A 15,784-nucleotide genomic window follows, 5' to 3' on the forward strand; every position below is an offset into this window, starting at 1 on the left:
TCGTCCACTGATATGCCACCCCTTTCCGTTATCCGCTTACCGATCATTTTTCATCCGATATGTGCCTGTTTTATATACGCGAGTTTCCATACAGTATATTCGACGTTACAAATACGCCGACCGGCGGCAGCGAAGTTGAAGACGGTTGGGGCGGGACATAGCCGCTATACTCCGGCAAGCTTATATCTGTTGTCGCTACCCAGGTTCCATACTCACCTGCCTGTAAAGAGGGGGGGAGCATCTGGAGGCGTCCGGTGAGAACCAGATGCCGAAGTTGAATCTGGACATCGTCGTAGATGGATAAATGGCCGGAGTAGGCGGCGTAGGGGGAATGAAACATGATCTGCTGCGCGCTTTCATTCCAGCTTCCTTCAATCGGAATCGGCGTTCCGCGAAATCGGATGGTGCCTTGAATTTGTTGATCCGGCAAAACACGCATCACTAGTTTGCCCCACACAACCGGTCTTCCGGCGACAGATGCATGAACTCCCCATATGGAAAAGGGAGGTAAACTCTTTGTACTTGTTTGAGCCGCAACGGACATGATTCATCACTCCTCAAAAGTTGGATCACGTCATTATATGCGTCCTCGGCAAAAATGCCAGTCACGGGGCATGGATTCTTTACAGATAACCGAACAGGATCAAGTAAAAGAAGATGGACAGTATCGTCATCGGGATGCTCCAAACCGGCTTTGTATGATGAAAGCGAAGCATCAGAAACATGTGTACATCAAAGAAAAGCGACCACCAGCAATTCCAGCCGTGGGAGTAGGTAATATAACCGAGGCGATATCCAACCCATTCTACACCGATATAGATCAGCACCCATTTTGCAATGTGAACCGCAGCCTTCCATTCGACTTCTGGAAAACGAGTCAGGTAGAGAAAAGCAGTCAAAGGATAAATGCAAAAGGTGTGCAGCATCACAACGCCGGTATAATTGATCAGTTGATCCGGTTCCAGACGCCACACATAAAATTTTTCGTGCGAAAAAAATTCGTAAAGATTTGGAAGCTACCTTACGATTCCAGAGGCGTCGAACGTCAATTCCTTTCACACATCCTGCAAGGGGGAATTCCTGTGGATTGCTGCGCACCTTCCGATCATGCCGGAATCGTATGTTGACCGGATCAAAACTCAGGTACAGGCTGGCCGCTGCGCATGCGAAATCCACAATCCGCAGGGGACTTGCTGTTTGGGGAATGTGAGCGCTTTTGTACGCGGCTTCAAACGTTCCATGTCATGAAGACGCGATCATTGGCGAGTGACACAGGGCGCGCGAGCTGCGTCTTCATCGCCGGTCCGCATGCGAATCGAGCATCCCGGTATGCTCCAACTTCAACGAAACATGGATCGTCACGTCCATATCCGGCCATCGTTGGTTCCACTGCTCACGGGTAAATGGCCGGCCCTTCCATCCTACCGTGTGCATGCCCAGGCCGAACGGGTCGACACATAACGACTGCGTTCGACCGATGACTTTCTCCAGCTTTTCCTGGGTTCTCCGTTCAAGCGTACGCTCGAACTCCTGCAGTTCCCGTGGGCTGTCCGTCTTCTGTCCAGCGGGGACTTCTTCCACCCGTCCTTTAAGCATCACGTCAATATGAACGTTCCGGAACGAATCGGTGAAACGAATTTGCCGCTCGGTTTTGATACTGCCGAGCACGACATCCGCCGCTGGCAGCGGCACCGTCTTTTGAACGCCTCTCTTTTCATGCAACATTTGGAAAAAGACGTCATCGGGCAGCGAAACCGTCCCGACCATCTTATCCCCGCGGAACAGCGCCGTCCCGGAATAACGAAGTTCATTGTTCGCGACGGCGTAATAGGGAAGAACCGGATCGGCATAAGGGTTGTACACCCTGGCCAGGAATTCATGCACGTTGCTTGTCGTCAATTGCCCTTGCTTTTCGTAGTGCGCAAACATTTTGTACAGATACAAGTCGATTTCCTCCTGCCCGCTCTGCATCTGCCTGTTCAAATATCCGATCATATCGCCACGCACAACAGAGAGAAACACGCGGCTGGAAATTTCGGGATCACGCAGTAACGTATCGAGCAGAGACGTCAGCCCCCGGTTAGCCATGGCTTCGGAGAAGAAAATCATTCGGATCTGCCCCCCTTTCGTTTCCCGGTAATACTTCAAGTTTCGTAAGTATCTCCCTTCGATTAACGTATTGGAGGACGTGGTAATCACGCTCTTTTTCTCTTTCTTCAGCGGGGGAATGATGGTAGACAGCTTTACGGATCCGTCGTTCCCTTCATCCAGATAAAGCAATACAACCGGCGATATTTCCTCAATGGTATTGGTTTTATCGACAAACGAGCAACCGCCGAGAACAAGCAACGCCAGTAATAGAAGAAGCGGTTTATGACGAGCCGCCGGCATGTCGGACCCTCCATTTCCTGCGAATCGTGATCCATCCCAAGAGGAAGAAGCCAAAAGGCAAAACGGTATAGGTGCTGGCATCCAGCCATGAAAGCCAGGTGATCCACTCCTTGGCTTTCCATTCATCCGGCCATATCCAGCGACCGGCCATCCATGTCAGCAGAAGCATCATCAAAAACGCCAACCAAAACGGCGCTCTTCCTTCTGAAAGACGACTGCGCGCAAGACATTGGATTGCTCCCGCCGCATACAATAGAAGGATGGCGACGACGTAAACGACGGAAATGGCGTAGGCTGGAATCAGAATCATTTCCAGCCGTTCGGCGAAAGGAAGCTGAATATACCGGATCAGATCGACGATCGGCAAGTCTTGCCGCTGCAAATAATCAGATCCGTAAAACGTCAGGCAAATGACAAAAAAGAATATGTATTCGAATGCGGTAAATGCATTGGCGGAAATCAGAGCCGTTTTCAATTTCTTCGCGTCTACCGCCTCTTTCGGCAATGCCAGCATATATTCGGGACCGGAGAACGCCGCCCATATCGTAAGAAAGGTTTGCCAATCTCCCTTGGGCATGTGCTCCGGAAGAAGAGGGAGCAGATGGCGGTATTCGGCAGCCGGCGGAAACGCAAACGGCACGTACAGGAAGGTAACCCATATCGTGCCGACAAACGCAACGATCGCAAAACGAACGGTCTTCTCCATGCCCAATCGAGCCAGGTATACGCAAGCACACAATAGCAGGATGCCAAACAACGTAGCATGTAAGGCAGGAAACAAAATATGATGCACAATATCGACATAACCCATCATCAGCACGATGCCTTTCATCAAAACAGCGAACAGCCCCGCAAGCAAAAACAGGAAAGACACCGCCGATCCCAACGTGCGGACGATGCCGAGATAACCGCCGGGCGTTTCTTTCCATGCAAAACAGCGGGCAATCATCAAAATGTTGAGGTGCGAGCATCCCGCCGCCAGCAGGATGAGGCCGATCATAACCGGCTCCGCAAGCACACTGGGCAAATATAAAAGATAATATAACGTTTGCATCCGGTTCGCCCAGAAGGCGAGGGACAAGAAACCGAAGGGCGCTGAAATCGAAAACAAACCGGCCGAACCTACACGAGAAGCCATCACGGTTTCCTCCCGGTAACGCGCATCCGCTGCAGCGGCTTCAAATAAGCCGGCCTTGTGCGCATCCTGGACAGCGGAGCACGAAACACCGTATCTTTCCAGTCGCTTGCGAAAAACGGGCTCAGCGGGGACAAATACGGTTGCCCGAGCGAAGTCAATCCGTGCAGGTGGATGCACAGCCAGAGCAATCCGAACCCAATGCCCCACATGCCCAGCCATGCCGCCAGAATGAGCAGGGCAATTTGGAGCAGTTTGCTCGCGTTCGTCATCAAATAATTGGGTACGAGAAACGAGGCGATGGCGGAGATGGAGATCACAATGACCATCACATTGCTAGCGATCCCTGCATCCACGGCCGCTTGACCGATGACAATACCGCCCACGATGCCGAGCGTTTGGCCGGATTTGGTTGGCATGCGCAAACTGGCTTCCTTTAATATCTCCAGCGTCAGCAGCATGAGCAGCGCTTCCCAGAACGGAGGATACGGAATTTCACTGCGGGATTGCATCAGGACAAACAGCATCTCCAGCGGAACCATCTGATAATGGTGAACCGTCACCGCCACGTAAGCCGGGGTCAAAAACAGAGCAATTACGAACGCGACAAAACGAAGCCCCCGCAGGAAGCTGCCCACCATCCATCGGTGAATATAGTCCTCCGGGGACTGAAACAGATCAAAGAACGTAATGGGCGCTACAAGCGCAAACGGCGTGTTGTCCACCAGCCAGACCACTTTGCCGCTGGCCAGCGCCGCGGCCAGCACGTCCGGACGGTCCGTCTGTTGAAATTGCGGAAAAACGCTGTTGACGTGGTCCTCCATCAAAGCGGAGATATGGGAGGAATCGAGAAGAACATCGAAATCAAATTGATTCGTTTTCATCTCTGCGATCCGCACCAGCTCCGGATTGACAATACCCTCCATGTACAGCAGCACAACAGAGGTTTTGCTTAACGATCCGGCGGTCCATTTCTTTGACTTTAGGCTTGCTACGGGCAGCCGGCGACGGATTAAGGTCAAGTTTTTGTCAAGGCGCTCGTTCAGGCTGTCTTTGGGACCGTACACAATCGATTCCTGCTCGGAAGAATCGATAGTGCGGCCGAGTTGATCCTGCTTTTTGACCGCGCAAACGTTCCCGATCTCATCAAAAACAAGAATTCCTCCCTGCAGGATGAGTTCTTCGGCTTGCTGCAACGTCGTTACGTCCACCCGATCTTCGGAAATCACCTTTTGTCCTGCTTGTTCGTCCGGGGCATGCAAAAGGGGAAGCACGATGTCGCTTTCGACCTGTTTTTGATCCACAAAGGAACGGATGTAAAACAGCTTGACTTTCCGCACTCCCGCATCCAACTCATGCACCTGTGCATCGTGAATATCGTGAAACAATTGCTGCACGTGCTGCGGAGACAAGTTGCCTGCGGGAGGTTGAGTGTCGGCTTCATTTGGCGTATAGCTTTTGTCTTGCTTTTTAAACCAGCCGATCCAATGCATCGGCTCCCCTCCTTTTGCATTTAGTCCATGTATTATTTTTCCCGATATGACAAAAAACATGCCTCGCAGTTCCAGGTTGTTGGCAGTCCTGAGATTATGAGTCGGTTCGTGAAAAACCACGGGCTTCCTACGAGGCCACTGAAAAAAGTCCCCTCGCCTTCTTTCTGCGATGCAAAAAGTCCGTTTTTAGCCTGTGAGACGGCTTTAAACGGACTTTTCCTTATTTTCCTGCAACATCAAACTTAAAAATCGATGCATCACAGAAAAAACGTATCTTTTTCAGCGGCCTCCTTCCTGCCGATGACTTGATTCGTGAACATTTCGCAAACACTGATTCTCCCAGTTGTTGCAGAAGTCCTCATACACTTGCTCGACTCCGCTGTCGGCTATCATGTGTCTGGCCAGAAAGTCGTACCAGAACTGATCGAAAGACAAAGGCATCCGGGTTCCATATTGGGAACGAAGGGTTACATAACGGTCCCAGATTTTGATTCGGAATGCTGCCAACTCATCACATCGCTCCATGTCGGTTCGCCTTTAAGCGGCGCTGGTGCCGCTGGGTATTTCTGACGTTTTCGCTCTTTCTTCGGCCAGCTTTTGAAATTGTTTCGCTCTTTCCAGATGAAAGGCACGCAATTGGTCGTGATATTGAGCCATTTTCATGTGCCAGTCGTGCATTTGCCTGACGTAAGCGGCGTGGTCATGCATAAACATGGGCATTGCCTGTTTAGTAAACTGCATTCAAAACCATTCCTCCTTGGGTAGGTGAATTTTGAACTTACAGCATCAGTCTATGGCAGACGTGTAGAAGCGACACCGGCATCCGCCCGGTTTCCGGTCATTTTTATCGGGTTGTTTGTCTATACACAGGCGGAAACACAACCTTCCTTACTTCGGCATAGGCTAAATGGTAACGAGAATGAGGAGGAGATTTCATCGTGTATGCTTATCCGAATGGAATGTACAGGGAAACGGCAAATCCCGCATTATCCACAGTAACCTTGGTTGACCCGTATTTTTATCACACCTTGCGCTCGCTTCAAGGAAAGCCGGTGGTTATTGAAACGTCTCGGGGCCCTGTTCGGGGTACGATAACCGACGTGAAACCGGATCATGTCTTGCTGCAAACAAACAATTCCTCATTTTTTCTGCGCACGCAGCAAATGATTTGGGTTATGCCCTCTTAGTGTTTCCGCTGAAGCATAATGCCCGAAAGCTGACGGAATTGCCTGTCCGAGAGTTGACGAATATAATGTCCGTATCTCGGAAAAGGAAAAGGATGCCTCCCCATCGCGTGAACCTGTGGGAACAGGTTCACAGGAAGCATCCCCTCACAAAACGTATGATCATTGTATCAAAATACGAGCTGGTTGAGAAGAGCGCCGGCGTTTTCAGTTAGGTGTGCAGAAGTCGTCCCTTGCCCCTGTTGCGGAGGAAGCCTTTCGGTGATCGGAAGTCGGAAGCGAAAGCTGTGGGAGGCCTCAGGGGAACAGAGATTGTTAATCGTTCGAAGGTTGCGTTGTGTAACCTGTCGGAAGATTCATCATGAGCTGCCAAATTGCATTGTGCCTTACAAACGTTATGAATCGGCATGTGTGGAGAGCGTTGTTGCATCCGAACCGGAGGAGATCGTCGTCGCCGCGGATCATTCTACGCTGTACCGTTGGCGTAGCTGGTTTCGGTCGCAAACAGTGCATTGGATGGGTTGTCTCGAATCGATCGCCATTCGCTTTACACTGGACGTTGCGGAGGAGTCGTCCGGACCTTCGCAAACTGCACACCATCGTTTCGGACGGTACGTCGGCGATGCGGCCGGATGGCTGGCAAGAATTGTCCGTCCCGTCGCCAACTCAAATTTTTGGGTACATACCCGTTCTGCATTTTTGTCCGGAGCACGCTGAGATAGACTCGAAACGAAGTCTATCGGGGGATGGTGTTTCGGATGAAAGATCAGAAGAAAGCAGAGCAGATCGCCGTGGAGCGAGTTCAGCTCCTGGCTCCGCTGTTGGAAGAAGGGCTAGACCCAGCCAGATCAAGAGAAATCAAGACACGGATCTGTGAGCAGACGGGCTTGTCGGAGCGGACCCTGCGCCGGTATCTGGCGACGTACCGGCAGGAAGGATTCGGCGGGCTAAAGCCTAAGGGCAAAGGCAAGCAGCCGACGGCGCCCGCCATTGCGCCGAACATCGTGGACCAGGCGATTCTGTTACGCCGCGAGGTGCCGAGTCGGAGCGTCGCCCAAATTATTCAGATCATGGAATGGGAAGGCCTCATCGGGCCGGGACAGATCAAGCGGAGCACGTTGCAAGAGAAGCTCACAGAGCGCGGCTACAGTACCCGCCATATGCGGATGTACGCGGAATCCGGCGTTGCTGCGCGACGTTTCCAGCAGAAGCATCGAAATCGTCTGTGGCATTCCGATCTGAAATACGGTCCGTACTTGCCCATCGGACCGGGCGGTGCGATGAAACAGGTATTTCTCGTGACGTTCATCGACGATGCGACGCGGTTCGTTCTTCACGGGGAATTTTACCCGGTAATGGACAAGACGATCGTCGAGGATTGCTTCCGCAGGGCCATACAGAAATACGGGGTTCCGGAAGCGGTGTACTTCGACAACGGCAAGCAGTACCGCACGAAATGGATGACGAGGGCGTGCTCCAAGCTCGGAATCCGTCTTCTCTTCGCTAAGCCGTACTCGCCGGAATCCACGGGGAAAGTCGAGCGATTTAATCGTGTGGTGGACTCCTTTCTCAGTGAAGCGGCGCTTGAGAAGCCGAAGACGCTCGAGCGGTTGAACGAGCTGTTCCAGGTATGGCTTACCGAATGCTACCAAAACAAGCCGCATTCGGCGCTTCCCAACAAACAGAGCCCGTACAGCACATTCCAAAGCGACAAGAAGTCGCTGCGGTTTGCGGATCCGGATGTGCTCGCCGATGCGTTCCTGCATTGCGAGCCGCGCAAGGTCGACAAGTCCGGCTGCATCAGCTTCATGGATCGCAAGTATGAAGTGGGGCTGTCGTTCATGGGATGTACGGTGGATGTCGTATACGACCCGGCAGACATTACGGAACTCACGATCGAGTACGAAGGCCATCCGTCGTGGAGAGTGAAGGAGCTCGTCATCGGCGAACGCGCAGGCAAGCGCCCGCCGCTTCCGAAGCATTTACAACCGGAACCGACGGATTCGTCCCGGCTGCTCGCCGCCGCAGAAGAACGGAGCCACCAGCGTCACGACCATCAGGCGCCGGCTGTCACCTACCGGCGTGTTCTGAAGGAGAGCGGCGATGTTTGAGGCATTCTACGATCTGCATCGCTCTCCATTCTCGAGAGATCTGCCGACAAGCGAACTGTATGAGTCGGAAATCTTGGAAGAGACGCTCGGACGCTTAGCGTATGCGGCTCAGCGACAGTGGTTCGCGGTCGTTACCGGGGATTGCGGAACCGGGAAGACGACGACGATTCGGCGATTTACGGATACGCTCGACGCCGCAAAATTCAAGGTGTTGTATCTGTCGGATTCAAAATTGACACCAAGGCATTTCTACAAGGGGGTGCTCGAACAACTTGGTTGCGAGTCGAAGTTTTACCGCGGGGACGCCAAGCGTCAGTTGCATCGTGAGATTGAATTGATGCGTGGGATTCACGGTTTGCAGCCCGTCGTCGTCGTGGACGAGGCGCATCTGCTAGACCGAGAGATGCTGGAAGAGGTACGGTTCCTGCTCAACTTTAAGATGGACGCCCAAAGTCCGATGGCGCTGATCCTGGTCGGGCAAAGTGAGCTGTGGGAGCGACTCCATCTGCAAGCATACGCTGCCATTCGTCAGCGAATCGACCTGCAGTGCAAGCTTCCGCACTATGATCGCGCTCAGACAGGAGCATACATTGTCCGGCATATGGCTTACGCCGGTGCGGATCGGGATGTCTTCACAGACGGCGCAATTGATGACGTCTACCGCTTCTCCAGCGGAGCCGCTCGTCTGATTAACAAGCTATGCACGCACTGCTTGATTTACGGTGCGCAGAACAAACATCGTATCATAGACGATCATATGGTCAAGCGAGTGATCCAAGGGGAATTGTCATAATTCCCCTTTCGGTATAGCCTCATGCGGACAGATTGACCGTCAATAGAAGGACAACTTACGCCGTCAACCGCTGGACATTATGCGTTAGCAGTAACACTCTTAGCGCTCCAGCGCGGCATGAGACAAACGATCCCTGTCATAAAAATAATAAGAACCATAAATTTGATAAAGGGATGATGTCCGCCATGTTCAAGCGCATCAATCGATTGCCCATTGCATTGCCTGTTCCCAAACATCCGGACGCCAACGCCGCGGCGGCTGTGCAGGAACTATTAGGCGGCCGTTTCGGGGAGATGTCTACGTTGAATAATTATTTGGTCCAATCTTCGAATTTTCGCAGCAAAAAAAAGCTGAAGCCCTTTTATGAACTTGTGGCCAGCATTACGGCGGAGGAGGTTGGCCATGTGGAATTGGTGATGAATTCCATTAATTTATGCCTGTCCGGTTCCACATTTCCGGCAGATCCGGATGCGGCCCCTCTGCGCAACGGGCTTGACAAACGCAATACCTACCATTTTATTGCAACGGCTCAAACCTCGTTGCCCGGCGATTCGATGGGCAAAGCATGGAACGGTGATTATGTCTTTAACAGTGGCAATTTGGTACTCGATCTGCTTCATAACTTTTTTCTCGAATGCGGCGCCCGCACCCATAAGATGCGCGTGTACGAGATGACAGATCATCCTGTCGCCCGCGAAATGACGGGTTACTTGCTGGTCCGCGGGGGAGTTCATGTGCTTGCTTACGCGAAGGCGCTCGAAATCATGACCGGAGTCGACGTCAAAAAAATGCTCCCTATTCCCAATCTAGAGAATCGGGCATTTGATGCGACCCGCAAATACGAAGAACAGGGAATTCATCGAAAGTTATATACGTTTAGCGATTCAGACTATGAAGATATCGCTCAAATCTGGAAAGGATCCCACCCGTCCGACGGAGAGCGATTGGAAGTCGTCAGAGGAGTTCCCCAAGGAGGGGAAGTGCCCGATCTTGAAGAAGTGCCGGAAGAATTTGCTCCTGGCATCTCGAATGAGGATTTTATGCAGATTGCCCAACGGCTGCAAAAGCTCGCCGGATTGTAAGGTGTTGCGTTCCTATACGGGCAAGAGTTGCTGCTTACATATGGCATGTATACGAAACCTTTATTTATTTCTATTGGCCGTGCGCGACTCCCAGCGTGCGGCTCGTCACATAGTGGTGGTCAAGCACAAGCCTTTATTGGAATGGTTTCAATTGTCTCTCCCTTAGTTCTTGAATTTTATTTTCTAAATATTCGATACGAGATTTTAGTTGTGCTTTCTCTATGACATGTTTTCTGCATATTTCCAGAAGTTTCTCGTTCTTTTCCTTCTCATTCTGAAGCGCCTGCTTAACTTTTTCATACCGATTCTCAAGCAATCTTTTACCGCTTGGTCTGGTTGACGTTTCGATTGCAGTAGCTGCAATTTTTTCTGCCCCTTTTTCAATTTCCATCTGCAGCAAAATGGCTTGATCACAGCGTTCCTTAAGATCAGGACGATTATAGATCGTCTTTCGCTCAATGCCAGCTTTTTTAGCAATCGCTGATATGGACAGTTTTTTCTTCCCTTTTCGGAGGTTTGTTATTGCTTGTTCGATACGCTCCAGTGTAACGAGTTTATTTTCTTTAGAAGGGTCACTCATGCCATTCCCTCCCATTCGCTTGGTGTGATATTGTAATCTGAATGATTATCAATTCCGGAATAATTCACCTGGGTTTCCAACTCATCAATAATTCCTACAAGGTATTTTTCAATTGTCTTTAACTTGTTCTCATAAAGGCCCCCAGCAGGTGCAGATGCCAATTCGCTACGAATTTTTTTCAACCGGCCTTTATGAACTTCAAGAAAGTCTGGAGTAGTCAAAAAATTGCGGCATCCTAAACATACCCCGTCGCCTTCACAAGGTTCATTTCGCATTGGATGGTGAAGACAAAGTCCATGTGACAAAATTTGAATCTTATGCGCTTTACGCAATTTATCAACTTGTTCGATGGTCTTTCCTTTGAATGGGTTATTTACTTTAAGCTTTTCTTTTATTTGAAGAGCCTGCTTACCAACAAGAACTGCGCCTTCATTGAATACTTTCGAGAACTTGTTCCTTACATCCTCTTGAAGCAGGTGTGTATAGTGCTGTGTACCTCTAATGGACTTGTGATTTAACAATTCCCGTATAGTTTCCAGAGAGGCCCCACCTTTTAAAGCATACGTAGCGCAAGCGTGGCGGAATGTATGAGATGAAAAATCAGCAATATCTCCATTTTTATATCGGAGATTGTGTTTTTGAAGCCAGGGTCTTAGAAAATTCTTTGACCAATTTGCATGGGAAACTATACACACGGGATATCCTTTGACATTACGTATTCGATTAAGAAATAAATACGGTAAGCCCGATTCTTTTCTTAACGGATCCGTGTATTTTTCAACTTTCGTAATGGCTTGTACGACAAGGGCATTCGCTGGTTTATACACCCTCGTAGGTTCGGCTTGCAGTTTACCGGTGTTGTATACTAATTTTGTTTCTCCGCCAATTGGCTCAATGGAGGCATTATACATCGTAATGATTTCGCTAATGCGAAGTCCAAGCTGCAATCCAACTACTACGCTAGCTGCAACAAGTATATTTTCGTCCATATCTAAATCACTTACTGCTTTACGCAATATCCGATCGATCAACTGTTCGTCCGATATTTTATCAATGTTTACTTGCTCTGCTTGCTTGGCATCCTTCTTTAACGCTTTGTTATTAATAATGAGCTCATTGTACATGCCCTGAACAAATCGAACATCTTTTGGAACATCCCAGCCTTTAATATTTCCCTTTAATAAGATTTCTTTTAACGCCAATGCACTTTTCTTGATTGAAACAGAGCTTATTGACTGACCACTTGTCTCGCTTTTCGCTTCAGGCAAATACGTAAAATACGTCTCCAATAAACTCTGATCAATTTCTGAAAACGACTCCACTTCCGGCGCATATTCTTTTATAAATTTAGAAAATCGAACAACACCGTCTAAATTTCGTTTGGCAGTTGAAAACTTGCCCGTGGTTAACTCATGATGCATAAACCATTTTATTACTTCTAGCATTTTGGGCTTATCAACAACAAATTCAAAATCAATCATAAGCCTCTTGCCAGACAAATGCTCTACATTAATAAATCCGTTAAAATCCCATACATTGTCTGAGAATTTACTATTACCGCAGCGGAAATCTAATTGGGGTATTAGGGGGTTGTAATCAAACAATTGAAGCTTTATACTTTCAACCACTCAGCATCGCCTCCAAACGCCCTATAATCGTTTCTAAGGCGTATTCAACAGTCTCAAGATGATTCGTCGTACCGATGTACTCCTGAGCCATATATGCCTCTCTGTTGGCTCTGAGACGATCCAAATGGTCTTTATGAATTGGTAAGTGTTCGGGAGTCGTGATAAACTTAGGACAGATCACGCACATATTAAATTTAGAGCATATCTTGCCCTCATTATTTATCGGCTTCTGACAAGCCCCATCAGGCAATGAAGCAGACAATAGCGTTTCCGTGTCGATTTTTTTTCCTTCTCCTATTTCCTTCTCACTGATTTCCTTGACTATCAAGCCGATAAATCCAAGCTTTTTATATTCGCTTTCAATTTTTGGATCTTTGACCTTTGCATATAAACTTGTAGAGTGTAATGATTCATGACCAAGATATTCTTGAATTTCAAACATACTCATACCCTTGTTTAGCATGTCCGTTCCAAGCGTATGCCTAAATGCGTGAAAGGTTAATGGGTATAATTCGCCATCGTTATCTCTGATATCATGCTTTTTGACAAACCGATAAAGTTTATCTCGAAATATTTTTTGGAGCAGTCTGGCATACCGTATATTCCGTTTTTGCCAGTAAAGACAAATGTAGTTTGTTGCAAGTTCTTTCCTGGCCACTTCTGAGTATTGTTCAAGTAGTTGAACTGCCCGTTTGACTCGATTTGATACGGGGATATATCTGTCAGCCTTATTTTTCGGAGAGAAAACATACAATACGGGTTTTCCTGTAAAATCTTCAGTTATACACCCCTCGGTTAGGTCCAAAACCTCTGAAAGCCTGATTCCCGAATCGATGCCGATCTCCACAATAGACTTCAAGAGGATGTTTTTCTCCTTTTTTAAAGCTATTTCAATCTGTTCCATTACATTATCGGGTATATACCTTGTCCTTAAAACATCATCTTGCTTAAGTGCTTGGTACTCATCTCCATCAAAAACCTGTCCCTCCGGAAAACCATCATACTCAAAAAACTGCCCATGTTCTATTACCCATTTTAGTGCAGACATAGCAACCGATCTTGTAGAGTTTGCTAATTGAATCTGTTGTAAATAATAAATATACATTTGAGTGATTTGGTGCGATAAATCGGCATAATCCATAATTTTCAAGTTGTATTCTTTCAGGAATTCAAAGAACCGTTTCAATGAATAATTATATCGATACAGTGTTTCGACACTCGGCTTCCCTAGACTCATGCATTCAATTGTTATTTGCTTATGTATTTTCTTGAACCATTTATTTGGCAAATATGAAAATTCAAAAGATAATTTATCACCATAACTCGATTGATACGGAACCTCCCATCTATCAGTTTTTGTATCAACTGTTGAAATATACGCTCTACTCAATTCAACTCCGCGCTCCTTCTCTGACGCATGAAGCTTTCATATGCCGTTGTTTTCGCTTCAAGCGACAAATGTTGATACTTACTCGTAGACTTAACATCATTATGACCTAACCTATCTTGGACATAACGCATATCAAATCCCGATTCGGTGAGTTCGGTTCCATGGGTGTGCCTAAGCATGTGAGAAGTGCATTTAATACCCACTTGTTCAGATAGCTTATTGAAGAGCTTTGTTATCGTATCGCGGATCATATATTGGCCAGGGCTGGTTTCATGATTCACAAATATCGTAAGATGTTTTCCATCATCAGGGCGATGATACAAGATATAATCCTCTATGGCAAAGACAATATCTCTGCTGACGGGTATTTCCCTTTCTAGTGATTTGATGTTGTGGTCTTTATGGTATAGTGGATCATGCTCTTTTACCTTTATAACCCCAACTTTTGTTTGAATCTCATAATCACCTATACGAAGACCTAGTGCCTCACTAATCCGGCAACCCGTTTCATAAAGAAATCTGAACAATAACTGATTTCGGGCATTCAAGCTCTCATCTGACTGTAACATCTCAAGTCCTTGATAGAGCTTTTCAACCTGTTCCCGAGTCAAACGCTTACCCTTAACTGATTTTTTCTCTTTAACTCGGAAGAAATTAAAACCCATTTCTTTACGACTAACTTTCTGAACTAGGAAATGTCTGTTTTTTGAATCATCTTTATAAGTTAATGGGTTCTCCGTCACAAAGCCCCCAATCACTTCATAATATCGATAAAATGAGGCTATTGTTGCCATATACTTATTCTTTGTCTTTGCAGATTTCTCTTTGTCCGTTGTTCCGACTTTCGTTTTCAAATACTCAAGCCAAGAAAACATATCCGCTTTCCTAACCTCGTAAAATTTAAGCCCCACTTCGTTTAACCAAGTGAAATATTCCTTTAAGTCTCTACTATAACCTTCGATTGTGTTCTCAGAGTGCCCCTTCTCTTCTAAATAGTGAAGAAACAATGTTATTTCCTCGACAATGTTGTAGTCCTCATCCACAACTACTACATTTCGTTTTCCGGCCTCATTGAGAGTTTTTTCAATTTTCAGATTGCCCATATTCATCACCACCGAGATCAATCCTATATGATGTTTAGCCAATGTTTTCCCACTTTTACCGATCTTGAGTGTGTATATCATCCATCATCTATTATTATAGAGTTAATTGTCAATTATCATAGTTGAGTTCCGGAGTAAACTCAAGAAACAAAAGGAACGATTCGCACATGCAATGCTCTTCCGCCGCGGGTTCAATGAACTCTTTTGTGCTACCATAGAAAAAGGTGTGTTGCCATAAGGCCAACACACCTTTTTCCTAGATATTATCCGTTGTGTACGGAAGCAACGCTACCGCCCTAGCACGTTTAATTGCAACTGTTAATGCGCGTTGATATTTTGCGCTTGTTCCAGTCACACGGCGAGGAAGAATCTTCCCACGTTCGCTAATGAACTTTTTAAGAACTTCCGTATTTTTGTAATCAATATGAGTAATTTTATTGACTGTAAAGTAGCAAACTTTTCTACGTTTACCTTTGCCACCTCTACGTGGAGCAAACTTTCTTTCACCACGTTCTTCGTCATTTCTTTGTGCAAATGCCATTGTTATTTTCTCGTTCCCTTCATTATTGCACATTGGTTAACGTGCCAAGTTTTTTCTGACTATCCTCTAGTTCAAAGTTGGGTATGGATAAGTCTTACGACTTACACACACCCGACTTCTCACTACGGGGCTACACCCACATCTTGAAATAAGGATGGTCATCATCACTAGACTACATTGACGGTCATAACGTATTACACACTTTACTCAACATCGCGCGATCTTAATAAACCGTGGATGCTGGTCGTAAATGAAGATTACCATTACACAGTTAAAATGCTTTAAAACCCCTTGATTTTACTGAGGTCTTAAAGCATTTTCTGATCTCAGATGTTACGCTCTCTAAAATGGCA

General features: G+C 47.4%; 17 protein-coding genes and 1 pseudogene. 6 read left to right on the forward strand and 12 right to left on the reverse strand.

The window, feature by feature from the left end; translation table 11 throughout:
* Window positions 1-70: 70 nt before the first annotated feature.
* Complete coding sequence (locus HP552_RS01145; protein WP_175393901.1) at window positions 71-544, reverse strand: hypothetical protein; 474 nt, start codon at window positions 542-544, stop codon at window positions 71-73.
* Between the two features lie 79 nt (window positions 545-623).
* A complete protein-coding gene (locus tag HP552_RS01150) occupies window positions 624-974 on the reverse strand; it encodes a hypothetical protein (protein WP_054943620.1) in 351 nt (116 codons plus the stop codon).
* A 157-nt stretch (window positions 975-1,131) separates the two neighbouring features.
* On the opposite strand from HP552_RS01150, the pseudogene HP552_RS35995 reads away from it, so the two are divergent.
* Window positions 1,132-1,248: pseudogene (locus HP552_RS35995) on the forward strand (bacterioferritin-associated ferredoxin); the annotation flags it as partial.
* Between the two features lie 45 nt (window positions 1,249-1,293).
* Here HP552_RS35995 and HP552_RS01155 read toward each other — a convergent pair.
* From HP552_RS01155 to HP552_RS01175, 5 genes are all read right to left on the reverse strand, one after another.
* The gene (locus tag HP552_RS01155; protein WP_054943619.1) at window positions 1,294-2,391 is read right to left on the reverse strand and encodes a Ger(x)C family spore germination protein; all 1,098 of its coding nucleotides are present in this window, start codon (window positions 2,389-2,391) and stop codon (window positions 1,294-1,296) included.
* Window positions 2,372-3,529, reverse strand: a complete 1,158-nt coding sequence (locus HP552_RS01160; RefSeq protein ID WP_107338598.1) for a GerAB/ArcD/ProY family transporter — start codon at window positions 3,527-3,529, stop codon at window positions 2,372-2,374. Before HP552_RS01160 ends, HP552_RS01155 begins: the two co-directional genes overlap by 20 nt.
* Window positions 3,529-5,019: a spore germination protein gene (locus HP552_RS01165; protein WP_175393902.1), complete on the reverse strand. Its 1,491-nt coding sequence runs from the start codon at window positions 5,017-5,019 to the stop codon at window positions 3,529-3,531. Before HP552_RS01165 ends, HP552_RS01160 begins: the two co-directional genes overlap by 1 nt.
* A 279-nt stretch (window positions 5,020-5,298) precedes the next feature.
* Entirely contained in the window at window positions 5,299-5,544 is a 246-nt protein-coding gene (locus HP552_RS01170; protein WP_054943617.1) for a hypothetical protein, read from the reverse strand.
* A gap of 12 nt (window positions 5,545-5,556) precedes the next feature.
* Window positions 5,557-5,760, reverse strand: a complete 204-nt coding sequence (locus tag HP552_RS01175) for a hypothetical protein (protein ID WP_175393903.1) — start codon at window positions 5,758-5,760, stop codon at window positions 5,557-5,559.
* A 218-nt stretch (window positions 5,761-5,978) separates the two neighbouring features.
* Between HP552_RS01175 and HP552_RS01180 the strand changes: the two genes are divergently transcribed.
* The 5 genes from HP552_RS01180 to HP552_RS01200 all read left to right on the forward strand — a co-directional run bounded on the left by HP552_RS01180 (window position 5,979) and on the right by HP552_RS01200 (window position 10,189).
* Window positions 5,979-6,206 (forward strand): YuzF family protein, encoded by a 228-nt coding sequence (locus tag HP552_RS01180; RefSeq protein WP_217506278.1) that lies wholly within the window; start codon window positions 5,979-5,981, stop codon window positions 6,204-6,206.
* Between the two features lie 183 nt (window positions 6,207-6,389).
* Window positions 6,390-6,920, forward strand: a complete 531-nt coding sequence (locus tag HP552_RS01185; RefSeq protein WP_127607731.1) for a DUF6431 domain-containing protein — start codon at window positions 6,390-6,392, stop codon at window positions 6,918-6,920.
* A 41-nt stretch (window positions 6,921-6,961) separates the two neighbouring features.
* Complete coding sequence (locus tag HP552_RS01190; protein WP_127607733.1) at window positions 6,962-8,314, forward strand: DDE-type integrase/transposase/recombinase; 1,353 nt, start codon at window positions 6,962-6,964, stop codon at window positions 8,312-8,314.
* Window positions 8,307-9,107 carry an ExeA family protein gene (locus HP552_RS01195; protein WP_107338592.1) on the forward strand — a complete coding sequence of 267 codons (801 nt, stop codon included), beginning with the start codon at window positions 8,307-8,309 and terminating at the stop codon, window positions 9,105-9,107. The genes HP552_RS01190 and HP552_RS01195 overlap by 8 nt, the downstream gene beginning before the upstream one ends.
* 185 nt (window positions 9,108-9,292) lie before the next feature.
* On the forward strand, window positions 9,293-10,189 hold the full coding sequence (locus tag HP552_RS01200; protein ID WP_054943616.1) for a manganese catalase family protein: 897 nt from the start codon (window positions 9,293-9,295) through the stop codon (window positions 10,187-10,189).
* Window positions 10,190-10,322: 133 nt separating this feature from the next.
* On the opposite strand, the gene HP552_RS01205 is transcribed toward HP552_RS01200, so the two are convergent.
* The 5 genes from HP552_RS01205 to rpsR form a co-directional block, all read right to left on the reverse strand.
* Window positions 10,323-10,769 (reverse strand): DUF6262 family protein, encoded by a 447-nt coding sequence (locus tag HP552_RS01205; RefSeq protein ID WP_107338591.1) that lies wholly within the window; start codon window positions 10,767-10,769, stop codon window positions 10,323-10,325.
* Window positions 10,766-12,397 (reverse strand): tyrosine-type recombinase/integrase, encoded by a 1,632-nt coding sequence (locus HP552_RS01210; RefSeq protein ID WP_107338590.1) that lies wholly within the window; start codon window positions 12,395-12,397, stop codon window positions 10,766-10,768. Before HP552_RS01210 ends, HP552_RS01205 begins: the two co-directional genes overlap by 4 nt.
* Window positions 12,390-13,787, reverse strand: a complete 1,398-nt coding sequence (locus HP552_RS01215) for a tyrosine-type recombinase/integrase (protein ID WP_054943613.1) — start codon at window positions 13,785-13,787, stop codon at window positions 12,390-12,392. Before HP552_RS01215 ends, HP552_RS01210 begins: the two co-directional genes overlap by 8 nt.
* On the reverse strand, window positions 13,784-14,932 hold the full coding sequence (locus HP552_RS01220; protein WP_246310712.1) for a tyrosine-type recombinase/integrase: 1,149 nt from the start codon (window positions 14,930-14,932) through the stop codon (window positions 13,784-13,786). The genes HP552_RS01215 and HP552_RS01220 overlap by 4 nt, the downstream gene beginning before the upstream one ends.
* 214 nt (window positions 14,933-15,146) lie before the next feature.
* Window positions 15,147-15,431 carry a 30S ribosomal protein S18 gene (gene rpsR / locus HP552_RS01225; RefSeq protein WP_023559051.1) on the reverse strand — a complete coding sequence of 95 codons (285 nt, stop codon included), beginning with the start codon at window positions 15,429-15,431 and terminating at the stop codon, window positions 15,147-15,149.
* Between the last annotated feature and the right edge of the window lie 353 nt (window positions 15,432-15,784).

The organism is Paenibacillus xylanilyticus (assembly GCF_013359935.1).
GTDB classification, from domain to species: Bacteria; Bacillota; Bacilli; order Paenibacillales; family Paenibacillaceae; genus Paenibacillus; species Paenibacillus xylanilyticus.